Genomic DNA, 24,931 nt, shown 5'->3' on the forward strand with positions numbered 1-24,931 from the left:
TCGCAATGGAAGCCTTCACCCGCCTGGACGCCAAGGCCGCGCCGCTGCCGCTGGCCAACATCGACACTGACCAGATCATCCCCAAGCAGTTCCTCAAGACGGTGGAGCGCGAGGGTCTGGGCCGCGGCCTTTTCTTCGAATACCGCTTCGACGAGGCGGGTAACGAGCGCGCGGACTTCGTTCTGAACCGGCCTGAGTACAAGGGCGCGGGGGTGCTCATCACCGGCGACAACTTCGGCTGCGGCTCCTCGCGTGAGCATGCGCCCTGGGCGCTGATGGATTTCGGCATTCGCTGCGTGATCTCCACCAGCTTCGCCGACATCTTCTACAACAACTGCTTCCAGAACGGCCTCTTGCCGGTGGTGCTGAAGGCCGACGAGGTCCAGGCGCTGATGGAGGAAGCCAAGGGCGGCAACCACATGGTGACCGTCGATCTTGCCGAGCAGACGGTGGTCTCCCCGTCCGGCCAGACCTTCCGCTTCGAGATCGACGCTCAGCGCAAGGAGAAGATGCTCAAGGGCCTCGACGCGATCGGCGAGACCCTGCAGCAGGGTCAGGCCATCGACGTCTACGAGATGAAGCGGGCCCTGGCCCAACCGTGGCTGGAAGACGCATGAGCCTGATCCTCGCAGGAACCTACCGCCTGCCGGCCGAGAACGTGGCTGAACTCAAGGCCCACGTCGCCGAGGTGGTCGCCGCAACGCGGCAGGAGCCAGGCTGCCTCGAGTACGCACACGCCGAGGACGCCACGGAGCCTGGCCTGATGCGCTTCTTCGAGATCTGGCGCAGCCAGGAAGACCTGGACGCCCATTTCGGCATGCCTCACATGGCCGTTTGGCGCGCGGCGGGCAATCGCCTGGGCGTCACCGACCGGCGGCTCACCGCCTACGACATCGCCGGCCAACGCCAGCTCTGAGGATCGCCTGACATGACCGACCTGCTTCTCCTGCCCGGCGACGGGATCGGGCCGGAAGTGATCGCCGAAGTGCGCAAGGTGGCGGCCGTGCTGGCCCCGGACCTCGCCCTCGACGAGCGCCCCTTTGGCGGCAAGAGCTACGACCTCCACGGCGAGCCGCTGACCGCCGAGACGCTGGAAGCGGCCAAGTCGGCCAAGGCGGTCCTGATGGGCGCCGTCGGCGGACCCAAATGGACGGGCGTTGCGCGCGACAAGCGACCCGAGGCCGGACTGCTGGGCCTGCGCGCCGGCATGAACGTCTTCGCCAACCTGCGTCCGGCGCTGTGCTTCCAGCCCCTGGCCGACGCCTCGTCGCTGAAGCGCGAGGTGGTGGAAGGCCTCGACTTCATGATCGTGCGCGAACTGACCGGCGGGATCTACTTCGGCGAGCCGCGCTTCATCGAGACCCTGCCTTCCGGCGGCAAGCGAGCCGTCGACACCCAGGTCTACACTACGGCCGAAATCGAGCGTGTGGCTCGCGTGGCCTTCGAGCTCGCCCGCGGCCGCCGCAACAAGGTCCACAGCGCCGAGAAGTCCAACGTCATGGACTCCGGCCTGCTGTGGCGCGAAGTCGTCACTGACCTGCACAAGCGCGAGTACTCGGACGTCCAGCTCGAGCACATCCTGGCCGACAACGCCGCCATGCAGATCGTCAAGAACCCCAAGCAGTTCGACGTCATGGTCACCGACAACCTGTTCGGGGACATCCTCTCGGACGCGGCCGCGCAGCTGACGGGGTCCCTGGGCATGCTCCCATCCGCGGCGCTGGGCGAGCCCGGCGCGCCCGGCTTGTACGAACCGATCCACGGGTCTGCGCCGGACATCGCCGGCAAGGGCGTGGCCAACCCCATGGCGGCGATCCTGTCCTTCGAGATGGCGCTGCGGTGGTCGTTGAGCCGCTCCGATCTGGCCGATCGCCTGTTTGCGGCCGTGGACAAGGCGCTGGCGAGCGGCGCACGGACGCCGGACCTCGGCGGCGCGCTCACCACCGCCCAGATGGGCGACGCTGTGGTCACGGCGCTACAGGCCTGACTTGACCTCCGGCTCCGTCGGCGCGCCTGCTACTCAGGCCCGCGGACGGAGGCTCAAGGTGTTCCTACGGAGCGCAGCTTTCCTGGTCATGGTCGTCGCCCTGGCGGGTTGCGACCTCGGCCGTCCCAGCGCTCTGTCGGCGCAGATCGCGGCGCGGCAGGAGGTGCTCGATCCCCCGCAGCTTTGGCGCGCCGAGCAGCTAGCGAGCGGCGGCATTGCCGTGGCCGCGGTGCATGTCTGCGCGGCTGAAGTTCACCGCGCCGCCTTCCTGCGGCCAGGGGTGGAGGTGAACGGTCGGCCTTGCGCCACCTTCGGACCCGCGGTGGACACGCCGCGGCTGCACCAGACCCGCTGCCAAGCGGACGGACGCGACTTCCAGGTGCGCATCGACAGCTCGGGTGATCCGGCGACCGCCTTCACAACCACCCTGGCAATCCGGCCGCTCGACGCCCTTTCACCGCCCACTGTCGTCACCCGCCGCTACACGATCATCGGTCCATGCCCGAAGGGTTGGCCTGTCGGTCGGCAGGCCCGGACCGCGCTACCCGAATTGGGGTAAAGCGGCGTCCCGGACGCAGGCGGCAAGGCGTTGTTAACCGCCGCCGCACGCAAATGGCGAAGCTTCGTCGTCCAACAGGGTCAGGTCGTGGCGCTCGATCCCACCTCTCGCGCCCGCTTCAACCTTGAGAAGGCCAACATCCTTCTCCTGGATGACACCCCCATGGGCATGGCGATCCTCGTCCAGATTGTCACCGGTCTCGGCGCCAAGAAGCTGCATCGCTGCACCGACGTCGAGATGGCCAAGCAGGTCGCTTCCAACACCCAGCTCGATCTCGCGATCGTCGACGCCCTGCCGCCCAGCGGCGCGGGCTATGGTTTCGTGAAATGGCTGCGGAACACGGCGCAGGAGCCGAACTGCTACACGCCTGTGCTGATGACCACGGCGCACACCCCACGCAGCGACATCAACCGGGCTCGCGACTGCGGCAGCCACCTGATCGTGAAGAAACCCATCGCGCCGATTGTCCTGCTTGAGCGGATCATCTGGGTCAGCAAGGAAGGCCGACCGTTCCTCTTTTCAGGCGACTATGTGGGTCCTGACCGTCGTTTCCGCGACGAACGGCCACCTGGCGGCGTCGGACGGCGACGCGAAGATGCACCGGCGAGCGGCCCTCCGCCGGCCACCACACCATCGGACGATGAGACCGCCTCGTCCGCCTCGAGCCTCACCTGATGTCTTCCGTCCGTTTCGTCATCCCCAAGCTGCGCCTCACCCAGCTTCTGAAAGAACCCGGGGGGTTGGCGGTGGCCGACGCTGTAACCAAGGCCGGCGAGAACCTTGTCACCATCCGCCCGACCTGCCGCGCCGAACTGCTGGCCCTGCTCGACCAGGCGGAAGCCACGGCAAAGAGCAGCCCCGAGACGAACCGCGAGTTGATCGACCTGCTGTACGAGTACGCCGTCCGCTCCATCGGTGCGGGCGAGATCTGCGGCGTGCCGGCTGTCGATGTGGCGCTGACCAGCTTTTGCGACTTGCTCGACTACATGAAGACGAACGGTCGGTTCGACAGGGAAGCAATCGATGTGTACCTGCGCGCCTGGCGATTGCTGATGAGCCCGGAGCTCCCGGCAGCAGGGCGCGATGCGGTCCTTGCCGGCCTGCGACAGGTGACGGACCGCTACGCCGCTGACTGACCGGGAAGAGAGGTCCAGTTCCCGCCATCCGGCCGCTTGCGCCTGAAGCCGGGCCCTGCGATCGGTGCGTGGCAAGTCGACGCGCTTGTCAGCGCCCTAGACAAACTGACAGGCGCCCGAGGAACCGTGCCTTGCATAGCGCGGGACGGGGGCGTAACGGACTGCCTCCCCCCCAAGTCGATGGAGAATTGCGATGGGTTACCGGGTGGCCGTCGTCGGCGCCACGGGCAATGTGGGCCGCGAGATGCTGAACATCCTCGAGGAAGTGAAATTCCCCGTGGAGAAACTTCACGCGATTGCTTCCCGCAAATCCATCGGTGTGGAGGTCTCGTTCGGCGAGCAGATTATCAAGTGCGAGGACCTGGAGCAGTTCGACTTCTCCACGGTGGACCTCGTCCTGATGAGCGCCGGCGGTACGATTTCCAGGGCCTGGTCTGAACGGATCGGCGCGGCCGGTCCGATCGTCATCGACAACTCGTCGACCTGGCGCATGGACCCGGACGTCCCGCTGGTCGTGCCGGAGGTGAATCCGGACGACGTCGAGTGGGCCGACCGCAAGAACATCATCGCCAACCCGAACTGCTCGACCGCGCAGCTCGTCGTTGCGTTGAAGCCGCTGCACGAGCGTGCGCGCATCAAGCGCGTCGTCGTGGCGACCTACCAGTCGGTTTCCGGTGCGGGCAAGGAAGGCATGGACGAGCTGTTCGACCAGACGAAGAACGTCTTCGTTCTGGGCGCGACGCCGCCGAAGAAGTTCCCCAAGCAGATCGCCTTCAACGTCATCCCGTTCATCGGCTCGTTCCGCGACGACGGCTACACCGACGAAGAAGCCAAGATGTGGAACGAAGTCCACAAGATGATCGACCCGGAGATCAAGCTCACGGTGACCTGCGTGCGGGTGCCGGTGATGGTTGGTCACTCGGAAGCCGTGAACATCGAATTCCACGAGCCGATCGACGAGGACGAGGCCCGCGACCTGCTGCGCGACAGCCCCGGCCTGATCGTCATCGATAAGCGGGACGACAAGGGCTACATCACCCCCAAGGAAGCTCAGGGTGAGTTCCCCGTCTTCGTGTCGCGCATCCGCAAGGATCCGACGGTCGAGAACGGGCTCTCGCTTTGGGTCGTCGCCGATAACCTGCGCAAGGGCGCAGCGCTGAACGCGATCCAGATCGCCCAGCTGCTGCACGAGCGCGGTCTGCTCCGTCAGAAGGCTCTGGCCTAAGATGGCGTCCCCGCCGTCAGCGCCAGGAGCGGAAGCCCGCCTGGCGCTGACGGCGGGCCTTCTCTGCTACCTGATCTGGGGCTTCGTGCCCCTCGCCTTCCAGGCCATCGGCGCGCTCGGCGTCGGGCCTTGGGAGATCCTTGCGCACCGCACGTTCTGGAGCATCCCGCTCGCGGGGCTCTTCGTGCTGCTGGCCCGGCAAGGCCGGCAGGTCGTCACCGCGCTCACGACGCCGGGCATCCTGCTGCGGCTGATGCTCTCGTCCCTGCTGATCGCCATAAACTGGGTGACGTTCATCTGGGCCGTGAACGCCGGCCACGTGCTGGAGACCAGCCTCGGCTACTACATCAACCCGCTGGTCAACATGGCGGCCGGCGCGCTGCTGTTCCGCGAGCGTATCGACCGCATCGGCAAGATCGCCATGGCGATCGCGGCGGTCGGGGTGATCGTCCAGGGCTTCGCCTTGGGTCACCTGCCGATCGTCTCCATCATCCTGGCCTTGAGCTTCGGCGGCTACGGCATCGTGCGCAAGCAGGTGGCGGCGGACGCCCAGACTGGGCTCTTCGTCGAGTGCCTGATCCTGGGCCTGCCGGGAATCGCGTTCGTGGCCTGGCTGCAGGCGCAGGGCGGAGGGCACTTCACCCAGAGCCCGCAAACGGCGGCCTGGCTGATCGCGTCGGGACCGATCACCGCCCTGCCCTTGATGCTGTTCGCCTGGGCGGCACGGCGCATGCCGCTGTCGGCCATGGGCTTCCTGCAGTTCCTGGCGCCCACCATCAGCTTCTGCATCGGCCTGAGCCAGGGCGAGCCTTTCACGCCGCTGCGGGCGCTGAGCTTCGTGTTCATCTGGGGCGGCGCTGCGGTGTTCGCCTGGGGCGCCTGGCGCCGCTCGAGGTCCACGGCCCTTGCGACGGCGCAGGCCGCGCCAGCGGAGTGATCAGAGGCCGGCGTAGGCCGCCTCGATCAGCCGCTTGGCGCGCGGGTCGCCCAGCAGGTCGGCCGACTGCCTGTTCATGACATAGGCGCCGCCGAGCTTGCGCTCCGGGTCGGCGAAGGCGCAGGAGCCGCCCCAGCCGGAGTGGCCGAACGTCTGCAGGCCGGCGCCCCAGGCTTGCACCGTCTCGTTGCGCATGACGCCGGCGCCCCAGCTCATCAGATAGGGCAGGACGAGATCCTGGCCGCGGATGCGTTCGCGGCTGAGCTCGGCGATCAGGGCGGGCGAGAGGATCTCGTCGCCTTCCAGCCAGCCGTCGTTGGCCAGGGCGCCCATCAGACGCGCCAGAGCCTCGGCGGTGGCGATGCCGTTGGCGGACGGGATCTCGGCCTGACGCCAGGCGGACTGGCCGACGCCGCCGGGCGAGGACCACTTGGTCAGGAAGGCGGCCTCGGTGGCGGCGTTGCGCTCACCGAAGTCCGGCAAGGCGCTGGGCCGCTGGAGGTCGGCGACGCGGTCGAACTCGGCTTCCGGCAGGCCGATCCACAGGTCGAGGCCGAAGGGCTGGGCGATGTCCTCGCGCAGGGCGCGGCCGAGGGTGCGGCCGTCGATCCGGCGGAAGATCTCGCCGGCGATGTAGCCGAAGGTGATGGGGTGATAGCCGCTGGCCGTGCCCGGCGGCCACAGAGGCGCCATGGCCGCGAGCCGGTCGCAGATGCGCGGCCAGTCGAGCCACTCGGAAGGCTCCATGGGCTCGACGATGCCGGAAAGGCCGGCCTGGTGAGACAGCGCCTGCTCGACGGTGACGTCGGCCTTGCCGGCCTGAGCGAACTCCGGCCAGACCGAAGCGACGGTCTGGCGGTAGTCCAGCTTCCCGGCGTCGACGAGGCGGGCGACCATCAGGGCGGCGACGGCCTTGGTGGTGGAGAACACCGGCGTCAGCGTCGTGTCGTCGAAGGGGCGGGTGCGGGCGCGGTCGGCGTGGCCGGCCCACAGGTCCAGCACCACCTCGCCGGCCTCCACCAGGGTGAAGCGGGCGCCCAGCTCGGCGCCGGCCTCGAAGTTGGCGGCGAAGGCGTCGCGGACGGCGGCGAAGCGGGCGGGGGCGAAGCCGGAGATGTCGACCATGCCGCTTCCCTAGCTCAGAGCCGCTGGATGCGCACCTGGGCGGTGGGCGCCACGACCCGCTCGGCCAGGGCGACGATGGGCAGGTTGGTCGTGCGCCACTCCAGCGAGGCCTGCACCGCCTCGGCGGCGGCGCGGGACGCGCGCTCGGCGGCGGCGGCGGGCTCCATGCCCTCGATCAGGCCGGCGCCGAAGCTGGCGGCCACCAGGTCGCCGGTCCCGTTGGGCGCCCGCTTCACCCGGGGGTGGGAGAACAACAGCTGGCCCGAGCCGTCGGAGAGGAGGAGGCCGATCTCGTCCTCGCCCATGGGCACGGAGGTGACGAGCGCCGGCCGGCCCAGGGCCTGGGCGGCCGCGGCGGCGCTGCCGACGTCGGTCACCGCAAGGCCGGTGAGGCGCGCAAGCTCCCAGGCGTTGGGCGTGACCCAGTCGGCCAGGGGCACCAGGCGGGCGGCCACCCGCTCGGCCACGGCTTCCTTGACGTAGAGGCCGCCGGGCTCGTCGCCCATGATCGGGTCGACCACCACCACCGGCTGGCGGGCGGCGCCCTCGCGGACCCGCTCCAGCACGCCGGCGGCGATCTCCACCTGGTCGGGGTCGGAGAAGTGGCCGGTGATGACGAGGTCGACCATGCCGAAGATGGCGTCGGCCTCGATGTCGCCGAGCATGCGGCGAAAGACGTCCGGGGCCGTGACCTGGGGCTCGGCGCCCTTGGCGGGGCTGCGGCCCAGGAGGACGGTGGGGGCGAGCACCGGGTCGATCTTGTGGGCGGCCAGCACATACTGCTGGGCCGCGCCGCCGATGCGCGCCGCCGAAACGAAGGAAGACAGGATGAGCGCCAGGGACATGACGCCCACCCCTACAAGCTCAACCCTTAATAACGGTAGTGTTCGGGCTTGAACGGCCCTTGCGGCTTCACGCCGATGTAGTCCGCCTGCTCCTGGCTCATGACCGTGAGCTTGGCGCCCAGCTTCTCGAGGTGCAGCAGGGCGACCTTTTCATCGAGGTGCTTGGGCAGGGTGTACACGCGGCGCTCGTACTTCGAGCCGTTGGTCCACAGCTCGATCTGCGCCAGGGTCTGGTTGGTGAAGGAGGCGCTCATCACGAAGCTCGGGTGGCCCGTGGCGTTGCCCAGGTTCACCAGCCGGCCTTCCGACAGGACGATGATCTTCTTGCCGTCCGGGAATTCCACGTGGTGGACCTGATCCTTGATCTTGTCCCACTTGTAGTTGCGCAGGCCGGCGATCTGGATCTCGGAATCGAAGTGGCCGATGTTGCAGACGATGGCGTTGTTCTTCATCCGCCGCATGTGATCGACGGTGATGACATCCTTGTTGCCCGTGGCGGTGACGAAGATGTCCGCCCGGCCGACCGCGTCGTCCAGGGTGTTGACCTCATAGCCTTCCATGGCCGCCTGCAGGGCGCAGATCGGGTCGATCTCGGTGACGATCACCCGCGCGCCGCCCTGGCGCAGGGAGGCGGCCGAGCCCTTGCCCACGTCGCCATAGCCGCAGACCACCGCGACCTTGCCCGACAGCATGACGTCGGTGGCCCGGCGGATGCCGTCCACCAGGCTTTCGCGGCAGCCGTAGAGGTTGTCGAACTTGGACTTGGTGACGCTGTCGTTGACGTTGATGGCGGGGAACGGCAGCTCGCCGCGCTCGGCCATCTGATAAAGGCGGTGGACGCCCGTGGTGGTCTCTTCCGAAACGCCCTGGATGGCGTCGCGGATGGCCGAATAGAAGCCCGGCTTCTCCTTCAGGTACCGCTTCATCACGGTGAAGAGGGCTTCCTCCTCCTCGTTCTGCGGGTTGGAGATCACCGAGATGTCCTTCTCGGCCTTGGGGCCGAGCACGCACAGCAGGGTGGCGTCGCCGCCGTCGTCGAGGATCAGGTTCGGATAGCCGCCGTCGCTCCACTCGAAGATCTTGTGGGCGTATTCCCAGTACTCGATCAGGGTCTCGCCCTTGATGGCGAACACCGGCGTGCCCTTGGCCGCCACGGCCGCGGCCGCGTGGTCCTGGGTGGAGAAGATGTTGCACGAGGCCCAGCGCACATCGGCGCCCAGCGCCTGCAGGGTCTCGATCAGCACCGCCGTCTGGATGGTCATGTGCAGGGAGCCGGCGATGCGGGCGCCCTTCAGCGGCTGCTCGCCCCCGAACTCGGCGCGCACGGCCATCAGGCCGGGCATCTCGGTCTCGGCGATCTCGATCTCCTTGCGGCCCCAATCGGCGAGGGAGATGTCCTTGACGACAAAGTCGGTCATTTGCGGGAAGTCCTTGGCGGAGCCGCAGCAAGCCGGCGGCCATTTGCCGGCTCTATACCGGTGGGCGCCCACCCTCGCAAGGAACGCATAAGGAAACCTTTATGTGATCTGCGGCGCAGCTCCTCCCCTCCAGGCGGAGGTGGCCCGAAGGGTCAGAGGGGTTCCAGCCCAAGCCTTCGCCCTATGAACCCCTCAGTCGCTTCGCGACAGCTCCCCCTGAAGGGGAGCATCTGGCCACGGCGAAGCGCGCCGGGCGCTAAGCGCACGGCGGGAAAACGAGACCCCGGGACGAGACGCGGCGGTCAGCCGGTGTCGCGGCGAGCTTCGAAGAAATCATCCCAGCCCTCGTCGCAGGGGCTGGGCGGCCAGCCGCGCCGGGCGCTGATCCGCGCGTTGGGCGACAGGCCCGCGAGCGCCGGATCGTCAGCCGGCGCCCAGCCGGGCGGCGGGGCGCGGGATGCGTCTTGCGGCGCGGGCTCGCCTGCCGGCTCGGCGCCGGGCGCAGCGTCACCTGAGGCCTCTTCCGCCTCCAGCTCGTCCAAGCCCAGAGCCTCGCGGATCTGATCGAGGAGCTCCGGCATCGGGCGGGCGAGAAAGCCCTCTTCCTGGCTCAGGGCCTCGGCCGCCGTGGCGGCGGCGAGGTCCCAGTCGGGAAACTCGTCTTCGGAAGGGTCGACCTCGTTCCACACGAGGCTCACGGCGGCGCGGTAAACCTCGCGCCGGCGCTGCTCGCGCTTCTGGTCGGCCTGGGCCCGGTCGGCGGCTTCGCGCAGGTGGGCGTCACGGGCGAGCTTGGCTTCCAGCGCCAGGCTCTGGCGCACCGAGCGCGACACCCGCTGAAAGGCCAGGGCCGCCTCGGCGGCCTCGGCCGGCGTTTCCGCCGCCAGCGCCTGGTCGTGCAGCCGCTCAGCGAGGCTCATCCCCCACTCCGCCAGCCGCGCCAGCATGCGGCCGTGCCGCTCGCCCATGTCCGTCTGCGGACCCATGAACGAAAAGAGAACACGGGATCAGCGGAAAGGCAAATTTTGGATGATTTGAACCTAAAGTGCCGCTTCAGATCTGGATCTCGATGTTTTGCTCGATCACAGCGCTATCCACGAAGGCACCGAGGTCTTGAACCATGCTGTTGTACACGCCGTCGTCTCCGTGCTTCGTCCTGAGCGTCAGCACGAAAGCGACGCGCTGAGGGGGAATGCCACCACGAGTTGGGTGTCCGGGTTGGAAGAGGTTACGGGTGTACAAGCGCGCCCGCACCCGAAGGCGGGGCTGTGTACTGGCGCCGACTCGGAACGAGTCTTTCCTGTGATGGCGGATCGGATTCCACTTCTTCAAGTCAGAGCGCGCCGTTTCCTCGTCGAGCGTTGACTCCCTCATCGTGCCGAGCAGATTTCCCCACTTGTCATTGTGGTTGAGGTGCTGCAGCGCGACCTCTACGCGCGTGGAGAAGTAGTTCGGCCCGGCGAACGGCGAAGTGATCGGCTCCAGCACCGCCGTCAGCGATGCGCCGCCGACCAATCTTCCATCATCGTCGATCATCTCACTGGGAATGGGGATGTCGCGCCAGTAGTAATCGAAGCCCGGCTCAAGGGCGGCGTTCCACGCGAGAGTCACTGTTCCCCGGTCGCACTCCCAGGGGGCCGCGCCCCTGAACGGGGTTCCCCAACCAATAGAAGGATCGTGCTCGGGTCGTTCCGCTTTGCTGATCAGCAGCGCCTTAACGAGGTCTGGGGTGGGCTCCTTCAGACGCTCAAAGGTGTGTGCAGCCAAGCCGCTCACGAGGGCAGTTGCATAGCTGCTACCGACTACTCGGTCTCCCCCTGCAACAGCCACTGGGGAGAACCACGATACCTCGGGCTTGAGCATACCGTCTGGACCGGGACCGGAGCAGCACGCCGAGCAAGGGGCGCCTGGCGCACCTGCATCCGCGACACGTCCGCCAACCGTCAGGGCAGCTTCCGCATCGCCTGGTGGCAAGAGACTCCGCGCCGTTCCTCGACGATTGCCGATTGAGACCACAGGCAATACGCCAGCGATCCTTGCGATCCGTGAGATCTGATGTCCGAAGTCGCTCACGTGCTCGGGGTCATCATCATGATCAGCAAGGTTGAACGACAGGTTCCAGACCCGGGTCTCTCGCTGGGAGGTGCTGATGCGCGTTAGAAGATCAAAAAGATCATCCGGGAGGTAAACACCTGCCGCGCCAGGATGGGGAACAGCCTGAGCAACGCCAAACCGACATTCAATTTCGGGAAGTTGCAGGCTCGGGTTCAACGCCGCCGCATGGGTGACGAGCGACGTGATGGCGTTGCCGTGCGCAGTATCAGCATCACCGTCAGAAACGAGAGGCGTGACTCGCCACGCTTCAGCGACGGCGTAGGCTGGGTTCGTCATTCCGCCGTCTATGCAGGCCACGATTGGACCCACGCCGCGCGGCACAACATTCTCGTTCGCTGGTGAGGCGGGAGCCTCGGAGAGGGTAACGGGACGGACTGGATCCATCCGGAACACTGTGCCGGATGCCACGATCCGACGCAGATCTTCCGGCGATTGCAGCCTCACCAATGACCGACCAACTCCAGCGCTTGCTCGGTACTCACGTATAGCCCGCGCCGCTGCCGTCTGCGCGATCGCGCCCGTCGGCTCTGGGCGCTCGCTCGGCAAGGTGAGTGTTGTCGTGCCCGCCAAAGCGATGAACTGCTGGATGAGCGCTTCACGAGCTTGTTCAGAAGCATATGGCATGAGCCATGTTGTGAAGAGGCGGCCGCCGTCACATTCCAGCCCTCGCTCCCAGAGCTCCTCGAGGGAGCGCCCTCTGAGGACGTCGTCACGCCCTAGCGCGGAGACGCTCTCCACTCTTGAGATGTCTGACATGTGGGTGACGCGGTCGCTGCTCGCCGCGCGCGCTGCCAGAAACGAGAAAGCCCGTTCCTCGGCTTCGATCAGATAGCCATCTCCCAAAGGCGCGACGAAACGACAGCCGACGTCTGCCGAGAACAAGTCGTTCGGTGTGTGGCTCGGAGCAAGGGAGTCCTCAAACATCCGAGCAACTACCAACGTGGTACTCCCAGACGCGGCGAACCTAGTGGAGGTTGTTCTAAGCTGCTGGAAAGAGCTTGCGAGCGCACTGCGTTGAGCGGCCAGGCGACTAGCCTGGATCGTACGGCGACTTTTCCCACCGCCGGGTCCTGCCACAGGAACGGGTTCCATGAGCAGGCGGAGCGTCGGATTTAAGATAGGGCGTTCTGCAGGCATGCTACCTCGCTTGACGCTTCTTCCTGGATGCGTCAGACGCTGCGCAGAGGCGGTCCTCGCCTTCGAAACTCGGACCGCCTCCTTTGTGTTCGACTATTTCCGAGGTTCGGAAACCGTGGTGCGCGGGTTGCGCACCGCGGTTCTTGTCGTCACGTACTTGCCCGTGATCGCCGAACGGTGCGGCCCCTTGGGCGCGCTTCGCTTTGCCATGTCTGTTATCCTTCAACGGCACCCGCAGGCCCCACCCCTGCGCTGGCGGCAGCCTCACCATGAGGCCTGATGTTGTTTACGACCCTCCGTTAACCGTTGTCAATCCCGATAGTTCTGTTTACATGAATGCGGGTTGGCGTTTCCGGGATGAGATTAATACGTGTCCATCAAGCCAGAAGTCCTAATCGAAATGACCGACGCTGCTCTGGAGGCGGACTACACGCGGGTGCGGCGAGCAGCCAATCTGATCGCCCGCCAACTTGCAGCTGATGGCGATGAGAGCAGCGCGGTCCAAATCCGAGGGCTGTTGAGGAAACGTGGCGTGCCCCTGCGCGCTTCCGGCCACATGGAAAGTCTACCCGTCGACCAGAAGTCGAGGCTTCCGCTGGTGGAAGAGCAGGCTCCGCCGAGCACTCCAATGTTCTTGAATGCAGATGCCGGGAAGCTTGTAAGTGATTTCCTGTGGGACGTTGCGCACGTCGACCGCCTTGAGCGGGAAGGCATATCTACACGCTTGAGTATGCTGATGTCTGGCGCTCCGGGTACGGGCAAGACATCCCTTGCTGGGCATATTGCGCAGCAACTGAATAGACCTTTGTACGTCGTGCGTTTGGACAGCGTAGTGTCGTCCCTTCTGGGGGACACAGCTAAGAACGTACGCGCGATGTTCGATTTCTTCAATCATCGCGAGGGGGTGCTATTCCTTGACGAGATGGATGCAATCGCAAAGTTGAGGGATGATCGCCAAGAACTAGGTGAGCTTAAGCGCGTTGTTAATACTGTGATTCAGGGATTGGATGCCGTAGATGGCCGCACAGTTGTCATTGGCGCAACAAACCACCCGCAACTTCTAGATCCCGCGATCTGGAGACGATTCCCTTATAAACTTGATATCGGCTTACCAGACCGTGAAGTGCGGTCTGAGATGTGGAACTATTATCTTTCCAAAGGTTCCAGTGGCGAATTGGCTACGTTGCTTTCTTCCATCTCGGATGGTTTGTCAGGTGCAGATATTCAGACGATCGCTTACGCAGCGCGACGTCATGCGGCACTATCTGACAATAGACGCATAGATGAGGCTGCTGTTGTAGAAGCTATCCTTCGCAGTAGCTTCGGCGCGCCTTCCCTACCGAGCCGGGAAGGGGTGTCGCAGGAACGGCGACGAGATATCGCGATCAAACTTGCTGCTCTCGGATTCAATGCTCCGAAGATCGGTTCTTTGCTTGGCGTTTCTCGTCAATGGGCATTGAAGATGACGAGAGAGAACGACGATCTTCGGCGAGATCTCAACACATAAACCTATGCTTCGCGTTCTGGCTGGGCGAGATGGCGGGGTGCTGTGCCCGGCTAACCCCTTCAGTCAGCTTTGCTGACAGCTCCCCCTGAAGGGGAGCATCTGGGTCGGTGCGGGAGCGGGCCTGGGGTGTGGCGAGGGGCGGCTGCAACCTTGGCTTTACATGGTGCGGGCGGCCTCGGATGATCGTCCATCGGGCGATCAGGAGGGGTTTGTGGGGTCCAGCACCAGTCCGGCGGCGGGGGACGCATTGGTCGTCCAGCTTTTGCCGCTGATCATCCTGTCGATCATTTATGCGTCGGTCGTCTACGTGATCGCCCGCAGGCGGGGGGTCAGCCCGTGGCCCTGGACCATCGGCGCGCTCGTCCCGGGGCTCGGCGTGTTTGTGGTGACGCCGATCTTCATGCTGCTGTCGTTCCTGTCGGTGCTGGACCGGCTGAACGCGCTGGAGGGCGCGGCGCGGTCTTGAGGCGGGGCGCGTAAGTCACGGTGGCAGGCGCCCGGGCTGGAACCCCCTCAGTCAGCTTTGCTGACAGCTCCCCCTGAGGGGGAGCATCTTCGCTTCGCTTTGGGGCGGGTCAGGGGCAGTCGCCGAGGCGCTTGGCTTCGACCACGGCGCGCAGGGTGAAGGGGGAGCCGTCCTGGCCCTTGGCCGACATGCGGGCTTCCGAGCGGTAGGCGACGGGCTGGATCTGGGCCGAGACCTGGCTTTCGATCGGCGCGCCGGAGGGATCGACGCAGCGCAGGGTGAAGCGGGCGGAGTTCGAGGTGGTGGTCAGGCCGGCGGTCTCGCACTTGCCGTCGGGGACGGCGAACAGCTCGCCGGCCTTGGTCTGCCAGTCGCCGGGCTTCACGCAGACCTCGCGCGTACCCTGGTTTCCGTTGATGGCGTTCAGCGCCTCTGGCGACAGGCCGCCGCCGGCCGCCTGGTCGAAGGTGACGGCGATCTGCCATTGGCCGGGCTGGGCCATGACGGGCGCCTGGGCCTGGGTGGCGGAGGCGGCGAGAACGGCGAAGAGGGCGAGGCGGCGATAGGGCACGGCGAGCTCCGCTGCGGTGGAACAACCGCAGCAGGCTAGCCGCAACCGTGGGTCGTTTGGAAGATCAGCTGCGCCAGAAGCGGTCCGCGGATTTGATTTCGGCCAGAGCCTGGGCTGCGGCGTGGATGCGAGCGGACTTGTCGGCGACCTTCATGCCGACCAACTCGCCGGCGGCGAAGGCGGCGTCGGGGGGAAGCTGGAGGCTTTCGACCAGGGTCTCGGCGGTGGCGAGGTCGTTGAGGGCGCCGAGTTCTTCCTGCAGGTCCTTCACCTTGCCGATGAAGCGGGCGGGCTTGCGGTCCGGCCACAGGCTGGCGAAGGCCTCGGCGGCGTAGCGCAGCTTCTTGCCCTGGATGCGGACCTGGTGGCGGTCCTCGTCGGAGAGGCGCTCCAGGCGCTTGCCGGTCTTGAGGATCTTGCGGCGGCGCTTGTCGAGAGCGCGGGCGGCGAAGGCGGCGGCGGGCTCGCGCCCCGGCTCTGCGGCCAGCCAGGGGCCGGTCTCCACCCAGGCGGCGACGTCGATCATCAGGAGGCGGAAGCGTTCGGAGCCGACGGCCTGGGCGACCTCGACGCGGGCGGCGTCCCGGGCGGCGGCGACGGCGGCCTCCAGGGCGGCGAGGCCGTGGGGCGGGTGGTCCAGGGTGCGGGCCGGCGCCAGCGTCTCTTCCGCAAAGACGTCCAGGTTGCGGGCGGCGTCGCAGGCCTTGGCCAGCCAGCGCAGCTCGGCCTTCACGTCCTCGTAGCCCACGCCGCCGACCACCGCGCGGAAGGTGGACAGGGCCGAGCGGAAGGTGCGGGCGGCGACGCGCAGCTGGTGCACGGCCTCCGGATCAGCGGCCTCGCGCAGGACGCCGGCGTTGGCGGCCATCTGCACCAGGGCCTGGCGGGCGATGGCCTGGAAGGCCTCGGCCGTGGTGGCGTTCTCCGCCAGCTGGACCTTGCCCTTCTTGCGGGCGTGCAGCGCCTCGCCGGCCACCAGGGACTGGCCGCGGTCGGACTTGGTGTCGAAGGACAGGTGCAGGGGGGCGGCCTGGGCCAGCTGCCGCGCCAGGGCGAACAGGGCGGCGGGCTGGCCGGACTTCAGCTCCAGCTCCAGCTCGCTGACCGGGGAGGTCTGGCCGGCGGCGCGCACCTCGCCCTGGTCGGCGGCGAGCTCGATCTCAGCGCCGTCCCAGGCGACCACGCGCTGGCGGCGGGTGACGCGGACGCTGAAGGCGGGCTTCAGCTCGGCGGCCTTGCCGTCCAGGAGGGCGGCGACGGGGCCGAGGTTCGGGTCGGGGACGTCGGCGTCGATGGGGGCCTCGTGCTCCTGGCGCGAGAAGCCTTCGCCGCGCTTGAAGGTCTGCACCCGCCGGCCCTTGGCCTCGCGCACCCGCAAGGTCGCGCCGGCCTTCTGGAGGTGGAGATCGGGGGTGTCGAAGTAGACGGAGGTGAGCTCCTTCTCCTCGTCCTCGCCGGCCGGGGCGGCGGCCAGGGCGGCGTCCAGCGCCTCAGACGGGCAGGTGAACTTCAGCTCGATCTCGTGGGTGTCGCTCATGGATCCTGCCGGCGGGCTTTGTCGGGAGAAGCTTACACCGGGGCCGTGGCTCCGGCATGCGCCAGATCAAACATGCGATAGGCTGGGTGGTTGCGGGCGTGCTTGCGGGGGGTGCTTGCGGGGGTGCTTGCGCTGGCGCACGGCCCAAGCTCTAAGGGCCGCCACAAGACAAGAGGAGCCGGCATGAACGCGCCCGTCCTTCCGAGCCAAATCCGCGATCCCGCCCAGCCGCGCCACGACTGGACGCTGGCCGAGATCGAAGCCCTGTTCGAGCTGCCGTTCACCGAGCTGGTGTTCCGGGCGGCGGAGGTGCACCGGGCCTGGTTCGACCCCGCCGAGCTGCAGATGAGCCAGCTGCTCAGCGTCAAGACCGGCGGGTGCGCGGAGAACTGCGGCTATTGCAGCCAGAGCCAGCACTTCGACACGGGGCTGAAGGCCTCCAAGCTGATGGACGCGGACGTCGTCATCGAGCAGGCGCGGGCGGCCAAGGCCGGCGGGGCGCAGCGGTTCTGCATGGGCGCGGCCTGGCGCGACCTGAAGGATCGGGACCTGCCCAAGGTGGCGGCCATGATCAGCGGCGTGAAGGCGCTGGGCATGGAGACCTGCGCGACGCTGGGGATGCTGAAGCCCGAGCAGGCGGTGGCGCTGAAGGAAGCGGGCCTCGACTTCTACAACCACAACCTCGACACCGGGCCGGACTACTACGACAAGGTGGTGACCACGCGGACCTACCAGGACCGGCTGGATACGCTGGCGGCGGTGCGGGACGCAGGGCTGTCGACCTGCTGCGGCGGGATCGTGGGCATGGGCGAGACGCGGCGGGACCGCGCGGGGCTGCTGCACCAGCTGGCGACGCTGCCGGCCCACCCGGACAGCCTGCCGATCAACGACCTGATGCCGATCCCGGGCACGCCGCTGGGCAATTCGGCGGCGGTGGACGGGCTGGAGTTCGTGCGGATGATCGCCGTAGCGCGGATCGTCTGCCCTAAGACCGTGGTGCGGATCGCGGCGGGGCGCGAGCACATGAGCCGCGAGTTGCAGTCGCTGTGCTTCCTGGCCGGCGCCAACTCGATCTTCATGGGCGCGCGGCTGCTGACCACCGACAACCCGGACGCCGACGAGGACGCCGCCCTGCTGGCCGACCTGAAGATGCGCCCGATGACGGTGCGGCCGAGCTAGACCCCTCTTACGCGGGGACCGGCTCGGCCACGGTGTGGGCGGGCTCGCCGTTGTAGACCGCCTCGTCGAGGATGCCCTGGCGCTTGGCCACGATCGCCGGGACCAGGGCCTGGCCGGTGACGTTCACCGCCGTGCGGCCCATGTCGAGGATGGGATCGATGGCTAGCAGGAGGCCGACGCCTTCCAGCGGCAGGCCCAGCGTCGACAGGGTCAAGGTCAGCATCACCGTGGCGCCCGTCAGGCCGGCGGTGGCGGCCGAGCCGATCACCGAGACGAAGACGATCAGCAGATAGTGCTGCAGGTGCAGCGGCACGCCGTAGAACTGGGCCACGAAGATCGCGCTGATGGCCGGATAGATGGCCGCGCAGCCGTCCATCTTGGTGGTGGCGCCCAGCGGCACGGCGAAGGCGGAATAGGCCCGAGGCACGCCCAGGCCCTGCTCCGTCACCTGCTCGGTCACCGGCAGGGTGCCGATGGACGAGCGGGACACGAAGCCCAGCTGGGTGGCCGGCCAGACGGCACGGAAGAAGCGGATGGGGTTCAGGCCGTTCAGCGACAGCAGGGCCGGATAGACCACCAGCAGCACCAGGCCCAGGCCGATGTAGATGGCCAGGGTGAACTGGCCGAGCTGGCCCAGCGCGTCCCAGCCGTACTTGGCCACCGCCGTGCCCAGCAGGCCGATCGTGCCGATGGGCGTCAGGCGGATCACCCACCAGAGCACCTTGCGCACCACCGCCAGGGCCGAAGCGTTGAAGGCCAGGAACGCGCGGCCGGCTTCGCCCGCCTTGAGGGCGGCGGCGCCCACGGCCAGGGAGATCACCAGCAGCTGCAGGACGTTGAACGACAGGCTGGTGGTCGCCGAGCCGTCCGAAAGCTTGGTGGACGCGGTGATGCCCAGGAAGTTCGAGGGCACGAGGCCGGTGAGGAAGTCGAGCCAGGAGCCGGTGCTGCTGGGCGCGTGGGCGGCGCTGGCCGAGACGCCGGCGTGGAGCCCCGGCTGCAGGATGAGGCCCAGACCGATGCCGATGGCGACGGCGATCAGGGCGGTGATGGCGAACCACAGCAGGGTGCGCCAGACGAGACCGGCGGCGTTCTGCAGCTCGCGCAGATTGGCGATGGAGGCGACGATGGCGGTGAACACCAGCGGCGGCACAAGGGCGCGCAGCAGCTGGACAAAGGCCTGGCCGACGATCCGCAGGGTCTCGGCCAGGGCGAAGCCGGGCTGACCCTCCGCAGGACCCAGGTTGCGCGCCACAAGGCCCAGGGCCAGGCCGAGCACCATGGCGCCCAGGACCTGGAGGCCGAAGTTGCTGATCAGGCGCGGTGTCTTCGTCGTTGTCGCCATTGCCGGCTGTCCCATCGTCGGGCGCATGTCACGCCACGTCACAAATGTAGGAACGGCCAACCGCGCCCCGGCCTGAAGTTTTCTGGGGTCGGAGTCAGAAGAGCTTGAAAGCCTAGCTGCTGAGTAGGGTTCTAATAGCCCCCGTCAGGCGGTCCAACTCCTCGGCGGAGACCACGAACGGCGGGGTCAGGTAGACCACCCTTCCCATGGGCCGAACCCAGACGCCGAGCTCGGCGAAGCGGCGGGAAAGCTCGCCGGCGGGCACCGGCGCCTGCATTTCGACCACGCCGATGGCACCCAGCACCCGGACGTCCACCACGCCCGGCAAGCCGCGGCAGGGCTCGAGCCCGGCGCGCAGGCCCTCGGCGATGGCGGCCACGCGGCCGCGCCAACTTCCGTCCTCGAAGAGGTCGAGGGTGGCGTTGGCCGCGGCGCAGGCCAGGGGATTGGCCATGTAGGTGGGGCCATGCATCAGGGCCGCGTCCGCGCGGTCCGACCAGAAGGTCTCGAAGATGCGGCGGCTGGCGACGGCGCAGGACAGCGGCAGGGTGCCGCCGGTGAGTGCCTTGGACAGGGTGATGATGTCCGGGACCACGCCGGCGCCCTCGCAGGCGAAGAGGTCGCCGGTGCGGCCGAAGCCGGTGAAGATCTCGTCGAACACCAGCAGGATCTCGAACTCGTCGGCGATGGCGCGCAGGCGGCGAAGGACCTCGTCGTCGTGGAAAAGCATGCCGCCGGCGCCCTGAACCCGCGGCTCCACCAGCATGGCGGCGATCTCGGGACCGTTCTCCTGGAGGTAGGCGCGCAGGCCCGCCTCGGAGGCGTCGTCGACAGGCAGGGCGACCACGTGCTGGGCCGGGAGGACGCCGGAGAACAGGCTGTGCATCCCCTCCTCCGGATCGCAGATGGTCATCGTGGCCAGGGTGTCGCCGTGATAGCCGCCGAGGAAGGACAGGAAGCGGGTGCGGCCGGAAACGCCCCGGTTGATCCAGAACTGCAGCGCCATCTTCATAGCGATCTCGACGGACACCGAGCCGCTTTCGGCGAAGAAGACGTGGTCGAGGTCACCGGGGAGCAGCTTCGCGAGGCGGCTGGCCAACCGGTAGGCGGGCTCATGCGCCAGGCCGCCGAACATCACGTGCGGGGCGCGCTCCAGCTGGGCCTGCACCGCCGCGCGGATGTGCGGGTGATTGTAGCCGTGGCAGGCGGTCCACCAGGAGGCGATGCCGTCCACCAGCGCGCGACCGTCCTCCAGGATGATGCGGCAGCCCTCCGTGCGAGCGACCGGCAGCGGGGCCGGCGCGGTCTTCATCTGGCAGTAGGGACGCCAGACGTGCGGGGCGCCTTCGGTCAGCCAGGTCGGAGCTTGCATCGGAACCTCTCGTGACAGCCCGGGCCAAGCGGGGCATAGGGCGCGCCGTGAACGACACCCTCACCGCCTTTGCGCAAGCGAAAATCGATGAGCTGGAGGCCAAGAGCCTGCGGCGGACGCTGAAGCCGACCCACCGGACGGACGGGGTTCATGTGGTGCGCGGCGGGCGCGAGTACGTGTCCTTCTCCTGCAACGACTACCTGGGCCTGTCGCACCACCCCAGGGTCAAGGCGGCGGCGATCGTGGCGGTCGAGGCGTATGGCGTCGGGTCCGGCGCCTCGCGGCTGGTGACCGGCGACAACCCGCTGCTGGGCCAGCTGGAAGCGCGGCTGGCGGCGCTGAAGGGGGCGGATGCGGCCTGCGTGTTCGGCTCCGGCTACCTGGCCAACAGCGGGATCATCCCGACCTTCGTCGGGCCGCAGGACGTGGTGATCGTCGACGAGCTGGCGCACGCCTGCATCTGGGCCGGCGCCACGCTGACGGGCGCGCCCATCGTGGCCTTCCGCCATAACGACGTGGCGGACCTCGAAGCCAAGCTGGCCGAGCACCGGGGCAAGGCGCGGCGCGCGCTGGTGGCCACGGACGGGGTGTTCTCCATGGACGGGGACATGGCGCCGCTGGATGCGATCAGCCGGGCCTGCCGGGCGCAGGACGCCTGGCTGCTGGTGGATGACGCCCACGGGCTGGGCGTGCTGGGCGGCGGCGCAGGGACCGCGCGGCTGTTTCCCGAAGCGCAGATCGACCTGCACATGGGCACCCTGTCCAAGGCCATCGGCGGCTATGGCGCCTATGTCTGCGCGAGCCGGCCGGTGGTCGACCTGATCAAGACCCGCACGCGCACGGTGGTCTACACCACGGGCCTGCCGCCCGCGAACGCCGCGGCGGCCATCGCCGCCCTGGATGTCATCGAGTGCGAGCCGGAGCTGGTCGCAGCGCCGGTGGCGCGGGCGCGGCGGCTCACCGGATCGCTGGGCTTGCCGGAAGCGCAGAGCGCCATCGTGCCGGTGGTGCTGGGCGAGGCCGAGCGAGCGCTGGAAGCGGCGGCGGACCTGGAGCGCCAGGGCTTGCTGGCGGTGGCGATCCGCCCGCCGACGGTGCCGGCCGGGACGGCGCGGCTGCGGTTGGCCTTCTGCGCACTGCATTCCGAGGACCAGGTGGACCAGCTGGCGGAGGCGGTGCGCCCGTGGGTGGGCGCATGAAGGTATTCATCGCCGGATCGCACACCGAGATCGGCAAGACCCATGTGGCTTGCGCCCTGCTGCGCGTAGCCCGCGCGGAGGGCCGCAGCGTGGCGGCCTTCAAGCCGGTGCTGAGCGGTTTCGATCCCGCGGACTGGACCGGCAGCGACTCCGGTCGGCTGCTGGCCGCCTTGGAAACAGAGCCGACGACGGCGGCGCTGGAGGCCATCTCGCCGTTCCGCTACGCCGCGCCCCTCGCCCCGCCCATGGCGGCGCGGCTGGAAGGCCGCCGCCTGGAGCTGAAGGACCTGTCGGACGCCAGCCGGGGCTGGCTGGCGGAGGCGGACGCGGACCTGGCGCTGGTGGAAAGCGCCGGCGGGCTGATGTCGCCCATCGCGGAAGACGGCACGGTGCTGGACCTTTTGCAGGCGCTGGACCTGCCCAGCGTGCTGGTGGGCGGAAGCTACCTGGGCTCGATCAGCCACACGCTGACCGCCCTGGAGGTGATGCGGGCCCGGAGCCTGGCCGTCGCGGCGGTGGTCGTCAGCGAGGACGGATCGGCCGACGCGCCGGACTTTTCGCAAACCGTGGAGCTGGTCCGTCGGATGGCGGCGCCCACGCCCGTCCTTGCGGCAGGACGGAACGGCGACGAGGCCTGGGCCGGGGCGCTGCTCGAAAAGCTGAGGGGCGCCTAGCTTAAGCGTTTGCGGGCGCCTACCTTCCGCGGGCGCAAGGCCACGAGCGCCGCGCCAGAGGCGCACTTCAAGGGGGACGCGTGGAGCCGATCATTTCCATCCAGGGTCTGGCGAAGACCTACAAGGGCGGTCACCAGGCGCTGAAGGGCGTGGACCTGGAAATCCGGCGCGGCGAGATCTTCGCCCTGTTGGGACCGAACGGGGCGGGCAAGACCACCCTGATCGGCATCACCTGCGGCTTGGTGAACGCCACGGCGGGCACGGTGGTGGCCGACGGCCACGACATCGTCCGCGACTATCGCAACGCCCGAACCAAGATCGGCCTGGTGCCGCAAGAACTGTCCACGGACATGTTCGAGACCGTGTGGAGCACGGTCAGCTATTCCCGCGGCCTGTTCGGCAAGGCGCCCAATCCGGCGCACATCGAGAAGGTGCTGAAGGACCTGTCCCTGTGGGACAAGAAGGACGCCAAGATCATGGCCCTGTCCGGCGGCATGAAGCGCCGGGTGATGATCGCCAAGGCGCTGAGCCACGAGCCGTCGATCCTGTTCCTGGACGAGCCCACGGCCGGCGTGGACGTCGAGCTGCGCCGGGACATGTGGGAGATGGTGCGGGGCCTGCGCGAGCAGGGCGTGACCATCATCCTGACCACCCACTACATCGAGGAAGCCGAGGAGATGGCCGATCGGATCGGCGTGATCTCCAGAGGCGAGCTGATCCTGGTGGAGCGCAAGGAAGACCTGATGCGCAAGCTCGGCAAGAAGCAGCTGACCCTGCAGCTGCAGGACAAGCTCACCGCCATTCCGGACGGCCTGGCGAGCTATCCGCTGGAGCTGAGCCTCGACGGGACCCAGCTGACCTACACCTTCGACGCCCAGGCCGAGCACACCGGCATCGCCGAGCTGCTGCGGGAGCTGTCCAAGAACGGCGTCGACTTCAAGGACCTGCAGACCAGCCAAAGCTCCCTCGAGGAGATCTTCGTCAGCCTCGTCAGGAGCCGGGCATGAACGTCTACGCCATCGCCGCCATCTACCGGTTCGAGATGGCGCGGACGTTCCGCACCATCGTTCAGTCGATCGCCGCCCCGGTGATCACCACCTCGCTCTATTTCATCGTGTTCGGCGCCGCGATCGGCTCGCGAATGGCCAGCATCGACGGGGTGAGCTACGGCGCCTTCATCGTGCCGGGACTGATCATGCTGTCGATCCTGACGGAGAGCATCTCCAACGGCTCGTTCGGCATCTACATGCCGAAGTTCAGCGGCACGATCTACGAGCTCTTGAGCGCGCCGGTGAGCACGGCCGAAATCGTACTGGGCTATGTGGGCGCGGCGGCCACCAAGTCAGTGATGCTGGGGCTGATCATCCTGGCCACGGCGCGGCTGTTCGTGCCGTTCTCCATCGCCCATCCATTGGTGATGCTGGCGTTCCTGGTTCTGACCTCGGCGACCTTCTCGCTGTTCGGCTTCCTGACCGGGATCTGGGCCGACGGCTGGGAAAAGCTGTCGATCATCCCGATGCTGGTGATCACGCCCCTGACCTTCCTGGGCGGCAGCTTCTATTCCATCGACATGCTGCCGGGCATCTGGCGCGACATCGCCCTGCTGAACCCGGTGGTCTACCTGGTGAGCGGCTTCCGCTGGAGCTTCTACGGCGTGTCGGACGTGGGCGTCGGCGTGAGCTTGGGCATGACCCTGGTGTTCCTGCTGCTGTGCCTGGCGGGGGTCAGCTGGATCTTCCGGACCGGGTGGAAGCTGAAGGCGTAACGGACGACAGATGCTCCCCTTCAGGGGGAGCTGTCGCGAAGCGACTGAGGGGGTTCATAGGGCGCAAGCCGTGGGTGTAACCCCCTCCGGCCTTTGGCCACCTCCCCCTGAGGGGGAGGATCTAGTTACTCGTCTTCGTCGAACCTGCGGGCGATGAGGTCGGCGAGCGCGGCGAGGGCTTCGGCGGCTTCGGGGCCTTCGGCTTCGATGTCGATTTCGCTGCCGGGGCCGGCGGCCAGCATCATCAGGCCCATGATGGAGCGGGCGTCGACGGTGGAGCCGTCCTTGGAGACGCGGACCTCGGCGTCGAAGCCGGAGGCCGTCTTGACGAACTTGGCCGAGGCGCGGGCGTGGAGCCCGCGCTTGTTGATGATCTCGACCGTGCGCTGCGCTTCGACCGTCACTTTTCGCCGGCGAGCACGTAGGAGGCGACGGAGATGTACTTGCGGCCGGCCTCCTGGGCGCAGGCGACCGCGTCCTCCAGGCTTTGACGGCCGCGCACGCTGGCCAGCTTGATCAGCATGGGCAGGTTCAGGCCGGCGATGACCTCGGCCTTGGTCTGTTCCATCACGGAGATGGCGAGGTTCGAGGGCGTGCCGCCGAACATGTCGGTGAGCAGGATGACCCCGCCGCCGCTGTCGACACGGCCGCAGGCGCCCAGGATGTCCTGGCGCCGCCGCTCCATGTCGTCTTCCGGGCCGATGCAGATGGCTTCGACCGCAGTTTGCGGGCCCACCACGTGCTCCATGGCGAAGACGAACTCCTCCGCCAGTCGCCCGTGGGTCACGATCACGAGCCCGATCATGAATTCACTCTCAAGGGGTTCCCCCAA

At 67.6% G+C, this 24,931-nt stretch carries 26 protein-coding genes; 15 read left to right on the top strand and 11 right to left on the bottom strand.

The features are described from left to right. The first annotated feature begins 5 nt into the window (after window positions 1-5). The 8 genes from leuD to rarD all read left to right on the top strand — a co-directional run bounded on the left by leuD (window position 6) and on the right by rarD (window position 5,844). Window positions 6-617, top strand: a complete 612-nt coding sequence (leuD, locus tag DJ018_RS04660; RefSeq protein ID WP_111513694.1) for a 3-isopropylmalate dehydratase small subunit — start codon at window positions 6-8, stop codon at window positions 615-617. Then, window positions 614-916: a putative quinol monooxygenase gene (locus DJ018_RS04665; RefSeq protein ID WP_111513695.1), complete on the top strand. Its 303-nt coding sequence runs from the start codon at window positions 614-616 to the stop codon at window positions 914-916. The genes leuD and DJ018_RS04665 overlap by 4 nt, the downstream gene beginning before the upstream one ends. Before the next feature lie 12 nt (window positions 917-928). Beyond that, window positions 929-1,987 carry a 3-isopropylmalate dehydrogenase gene (gene leuB / locus DJ018_RS04670; RefSeq protein ID WP_111513696.1) on the top strand — a complete coding sequence of 353 codons (1,059 nt, stop codon included), beginning with the start codon at window positions 929-931 and terminating at the stop codon, window positions 1,985-1,987. 58 nt (window positions 1,988-2,045) lie between these two features. Continuing rightward, the gene (locus DJ018_RS04675) at window positions 2,046-2,546 is read left to right on the top strand and encodes a hypothetical protein (protein ID WP_133254219.1); all 501 of its coding nucleotides are present in this window, start codon (window positions 2,046-2,048) and stop codon (window positions 2,544-2,546) included. Between the two features lie 87 nt (window positions 2,547-2,633). After that, the gene (locus DJ018_RS04680) at window positions 2,634-3,221 is read left to right on the top strand and encodes a response regulator (RefSeq protein WP_111513698.1); all 588 of its coding nucleotides are present in this window, start codon (window positions 2,634-2,636) and stop codon (window positions 3,219-3,221) included. Next, complete coding sequence (locus DJ018_RS04685) at window positions 3,221-3,682, top strand: hypothetical protein (protein WP_111513699.1); 462 nt, start codon at window positions 3,221-3,223, stop codon at window positions 3,680-3,682. The genes DJ018_RS04680 and DJ018_RS04685 overlap by 1 nt, the downstream gene beginning before the upstream one ends. 193 nt (window positions 3,683-3,875) lie before the next feature. Next, on the top strand, window positions 3,876-4,907 hold the full coding sequence (locus DJ018_RS04690; protein ID WP_111513700.1) for an aspartate-semialdehyde dehydrogenase: 1,032 nt from the start codon (window positions 3,876-3,878) through the stop codon (window positions 4,905-4,907). A 1-nt stretch (window position 4,908) separates the two neighbouring features. Further along, window positions 4,909-5,844 carry an EamA family transporter RarD gene (gene rarD / locus DJ018_RS04695; protein WP_111513701.1) on the top strand — a complete coding sequence of 312 codons (936 nt, stop codon included), beginning with the start codon at window positions 4,909-4,911 and terminating at the stop codon, window positions 5,842-5,844. Here the strand turns inward: rarD and DJ018_RS04700 are convergent, their stop codons facing one another. The 5 genes from DJ018_RS04700 to DJ018_RS04720 form a co-directional block, all read right to left on the bottom strand. Further along, entirely contained in the window at window positions 5,845-6,969 is a 1,125-nt protein-coding gene (locus tag DJ018_RS04700; RefSeq protein ID WP_111513702.1) for a serine hydrolase domain-containing protein, read from the bottom strand. It abuts the gene before it with no gap. Window positions 6,970-6,983: 14 nt separating this feature from the next. After that, window positions 6,984-7,814, bottom strand: coding sequence for a PfkB family carbohydrate kinase (locus tag DJ018_RS04705; protein WP_111513703.1), 831 nt, complete (start codon window positions 7,812-7,814; stop codon window positions 6,984-6,986). A gap of 26 nt (window positions 7,815-7,840) precedes the next feature. Further along, window positions 7,841-9,232: an adenosylhomocysteinase gene (gene ahcY / locus DJ018_RS04710; RefSeq protein WP_111513704.1), complete on the bottom strand. Its 1,392-nt coding sequence runs from the start codon at window positions 9,230-9,232 to the stop codon at window positions 7,841-7,843. Window positions 9,233-9,534: 302 nt separating this feature from the next. Next, window positions 9,535-10,218 carry a hypothetical protein gene (locus tag DJ018_RS04715; protein WP_165842792.1) on the bottom strand — a complete coding sequence of 228 codons (684 nt, stop codon included), beginning with the start codon at window positions 10,216-10,218 and terminating at the stop codon, window positions 9,535-9,537. Between the two features lie 67 nt (window positions 10,219-10,285). Further along, entirely contained in the window at window positions 10,286-12,271 is a 1,986-nt protein-coding gene (locus tag DJ018_RS04720; protein WP_165842793.1) for a S8 family serine peptidase, read from the bottom strand. Between the two features lie 583 nt (window positions 12,272-12,854). Between DJ018_RS04720 and DJ018_RS04725 the strand changes: the two genes are divergently transcribed. Continuing rightward, on the top strand, window positions 12,855-13,991 hold the full coding sequence (locus DJ018_RS04725) for an AAA family ATPase (protein WP_111513707.1): 1,137 nt from the start codon (window positions 12,855-12,857) through the stop codon (window positions 13,989-13,991). A gap of 160 nt (window positions 13,992-14,151) precedes the next feature. Next, window positions 14,152-14,457 carry a hypothetical protein gene (locus tag DJ018_RS04730; RefSeq protein ID WP_111513708.1) on the top strand — a complete coding sequence of 102 codons (306 nt, stop codon included), beginning with the start codon at window positions 14,152-14,154 and terminating at the stop codon, window positions 14,455-14,457. A gap of 109 nt (window positions 14,458-14,566) precedes the next feature. Here the strand turns inward: DJ018_RS04730 and DJ018_RS04735 are convergent, their stop codons facing one another. Both DJ018_RS04735 and DJ018_RS04740 read right to left on the bottom strand, forming a co-directional pair. Then, window positions 14,567-15,028: a DUF3617 domain-containing protein gene (locus tag DJ018_RS04735; protein WP_165842794.1), complete on the bottom strand. Its 462-nt coding sequence runs from the start codon at window positions 15,026-15,028 to the stop codon at window positions 14,567-14,569. Window positions 15,029-15,092: 64 nt separating this feature from the next. Further along, complete coding sequence (locus tag DJ018_RS04740) at window positions 15,093-16,565, bottom strand: CYTH and CHAD domain-containing protein (RefSeq protein WP_111513710.1); 1,473 nt, start codon at window positions 16,563-16,565, stop codon at window positions 15,093-15,095. A 183-nt stretch (window positions 16,566-16,748) separates the two neighbouring features. On the opposite strand from DJ018_RS04740, the gene bioB reads away from it, so the two are divergent. Then, complete coding sequence (bioB, locus tag DJ018_RS04745) at window positions 16,749-17,744, top strand: biotin synthase BioB (RefSeq protein WP_111513711.1); 996 nt, start codon at window positions 16,749-16,751, stop codon at window positions 17,742-17,744. A 7-nt stretch (window positions 17,745-17,751) separates the two neighbouring features. On the opposite strand, the gene DJ018_RS04750 is transcribed toward bioB, so the two are convergent. Together DJ018_RS04750 and DJ018_RS04755 are read right to left on the bottom strand one after the other, a co-directional pair. Beyond that, the gene (locus DJ018_RS04750) at window positions 17,752-19,089 is read right to left on the bottom strand and encodes a dicarboxylate/amino acid:cation symporter (protein ID WP_165842795.1); all 1,338 of its coding nucleotides are present in this window, start codon (window positions 19,087-19,089) and stop codon (window positions 17,752-17,754) included. Window positions 19,090-19,201: 112 nt separating this feature from the next. Then, the gene (locus DJ018_RS04755; protein ID WP_111513713.1) at window positions 19,202-20,461 is read right to left on the bottom strand and encodes an adenosylmethionine--8-amino-7-oxononanoate transaminase; all 1,260 of its coding nucleotides are present in this window, start codon (window positions 20,459-20,461) and stop codon (window positions 19,202-19,204) included. Window positions 20,462-20,508: 47 nt separating this feature from the next. Between DJ018_RS04755 and bioF the strand changes: the two genes are divergently transcribed. From bioF to DJ018_RS04775, 4 genes are all read left to right on the top strand, one after another. Further along, complete coding sequence (gene bioF / locus DJ018_RS04760; protein WP_111513714.1) at window positions 20,509-21,660, top strand: 8-amino-7-oxononanoate synthase; 1,152 nt, start codon at window positions 20,509-20,511, stop codon at window positions 21,658-21,660. Next, window positions 21,657-22,334, top strand: a complete 678-nt coding sequence (bioD, locus tag DJ018_RS04765; RefSeq protein ID WP_111513715.1) for a dethiobiotin synthase — start codon at window positions 21,657-21,659, stop codon at window positions 22,332-22,334. Before bioF ends, bioD begins: the two co-directional genes overlap by 4 nt. Before the next feature lie 80 nt (window positions 22,335-22,414). Then, window positions 22,415-23,341 carry an ABC transporter ATP-binding protein gene (locus tag DJ018_RS04770; protein WP_111513716.1) on the top strand — a complete coding sequence of 309 codons (927 nt, stop codon included), beginning with the start codon at window positions 22,415-22,417 and terminating at the stop codon, window positions 23,339-23,341. Further along, window positions 23,338-24,099 carry an ABC transporter permease gene (locus DJ018_RS04775; protein ID WP_111513717.1) on the top strand — a complete coding sequence of 254 codons (762 nt, stop codon included), beginning with the start codon at window positions 23,338-23,340 and terminating at the stop codon, window positions 24,097-24,099. Before DJ018_RS04770 ends, DJ018_RS04775 begins: the two co-directional genes overlap by 4 nt. A 125-nt stretch (window positions 24,100-24,224) precedes the next feature. Here DJ018_RS04775 and DJ018_RS04780 read toward each other — a convergent pair whose 3' ends face one another. Both DJ018_RS04780 and DJ018_RS04785 read right to left on the bottom strand, forming a co-directional pair. Then, window positions 24,225-24,503, bottom strand: a complete 279-nt coding sequence (locus DJ018_RS04780; RefSeq protein ID WP_111513718.1) for an HPr family phosphocarrier protein — start codon at window positions 24,501-24,503, stop codon at window positions 24,225-24,227. Beyond that, window positions 24,500-24,904: a PTS sugar transporter subunit IIA gene (locus DJ018_RS04785; protein ID WP_111513719.1), complete on the bottom strand. Its 405-nt coding sequence runs from the start codon at window positions 24,902-24,904 to the stop codon at window positions 24,500-24,502. The genes DJ018_RS04780 and DJ018_RS04785 overlap by 4 nt, the downstream gene beginning before the upstream one ends. Window positions 24,905-24,931 lie beyond the last annotated feature (27 nt).

The sequence above is a fragment of the Phenylobacterium deserti genome (genome assembly GCF_003254705.1).
Taxonomy (GTDB): Bacteria; Pseudomonadota; Alphaproteobacteria; order Caulobacterales; family Caulobacteraceae; genus Phenylobacterium; species Phenylobacterium deserti.

Excerpts from the sequence above, each read along its gene's own strand:
- rarD (WP_111513701.1), top strand. The coding sequence starts at position 4,909 with ATGGCGTCCCCGCCGTCAGCGCCAGGAGCGGAAGCCCGCCTGGCGCTG.
- DJ018_RS04785 (WP_111513719.1), bottom strand. The coding sequence starts at position 24,904 with ATGATCGGGCTCGTGATCGTGACCCACGGGCGACTGGCGGAGGAGTTC.
- bioD (WP_111513715.1), top strand. The coding sequence starts at position 21,657 with ATGAAGGTATTCATCGCCGGATCGCACACCGAGATCGGCAAGACCCAT.
- DJ018_RS04690 (WP_111513700.1), top strand. The coding sequence starts at position 3,876 with ATGGGTTACCGGGTGGCCGTCGTCGGCGCCACGGGCAATGTGGGCCGC.
- DJ018_RS04775 (WP_111513717.1), top strand. The coding sequence starts at position 23,338 with ATGAACGTCTACGCCATCGCCGCCATCTACCGGTTCGAGATGGCGCGG.
- DJ018_RS04720 (WP_165842793.1), bottom strand. The coding sequence starts at position 12,271 with ATGTTTGAGGACTCCCTTGCTCCGAGCCACACACCGAACGACTTGTTC.
- leuD (WP_111513694.1), top strand. The coding sequence starts at position 6 with ATGGAAGCCTTCACCCGCCTGGACGCCAAGGCCGCGCCGCTGCCGCTG.
- DJ018_RS04665 (WP_111513695.1), top strand. The coding sequence starts at position 614 with ATGAGCCTGATCCTCGCAGGAACCTACCGCCTGCCGGCCGAGAACGTG.
- bioB (WP_111513711.1), top strand. The coding sequence starts at position 16,749 with ATGAACGCGCCCGTCCTTCCGAGCCAAATCCGCGATCCCGCCCAGCCG.
- DJ018_RS04740 (WP_111513710.1), bottom strand. The coding sequence starts at position 16,565 with ATGAGCGACACCCACGAGATCGAGCTGAAGTTCACCTGCCCGTCTGAG.
- DJ018_RS04685 (WP_111513699.1), top strand. The coding sequence starts at position 3,221 with ATGTCTTCCGTCCGTTTCGTCATCCCCAAGCTGCGCCTCACCCAGCTT.
- DJ018_RS04705 (WP_111513703.1), bottom strand. The coding sequence starts at position 7,814 with ATGTCCCTGGCGCTCATCCTGTCTTCCTTCGTTTCGGCGGCGCGCATC.
- DJ018_RS04715 (WP_165842792.1), bottom strand. The coding sequence starts at position 10,218 with ATGGGTCCGCAGACGGACATGGGCGAGCGGCACGGCCGCATGCTGGCG.
- ahcY (WP_111513704.1), bottom strand. The coding sequence starts at position 9,232 with ATGACCGACTTTGTCGTCAAGGACATCTCCCTCGCCGATTGGGGCCGC.
- DJ018_RS04755 (WP_111513713.1), bottom strand. The coding sequence starts at position 20,461 with ATGCAAGCTCCGACCTGGCTGACCGAAGGCGCCCCGCACGTCTGGCGT.
- DJ018_RS04750 (WP_165842795.1), bottom strand. The coding sequence starts at position 19,089 with ATGGCGACAACGACGAAGACACCGCGCCTGATCAGCAACTTCGGCCTC.
- DJ018_RS04730 (WP_111513708.1), top strand. The coding sequence starts at position 14,152 with ATGGTGCGGGCGGCCTCGGATGATCGTCCATCGGGCGATCAGGAGGGG.
- leuB (WP_111513696.1), top strand. The coding sequence starts at position 929 with ATGACCGACCTGCTTCTCCTGCCCGGCGACGGGATCGGGCCGGAAGTG.
- DJ018_RS04700 (WP_111513702.1), bottom strand. The coding sequence starts at position 6,969 with ATGGTCGACATCTCCGGCTTCGCCCCCGCCCGCTTCGCCGCCGTCCGC.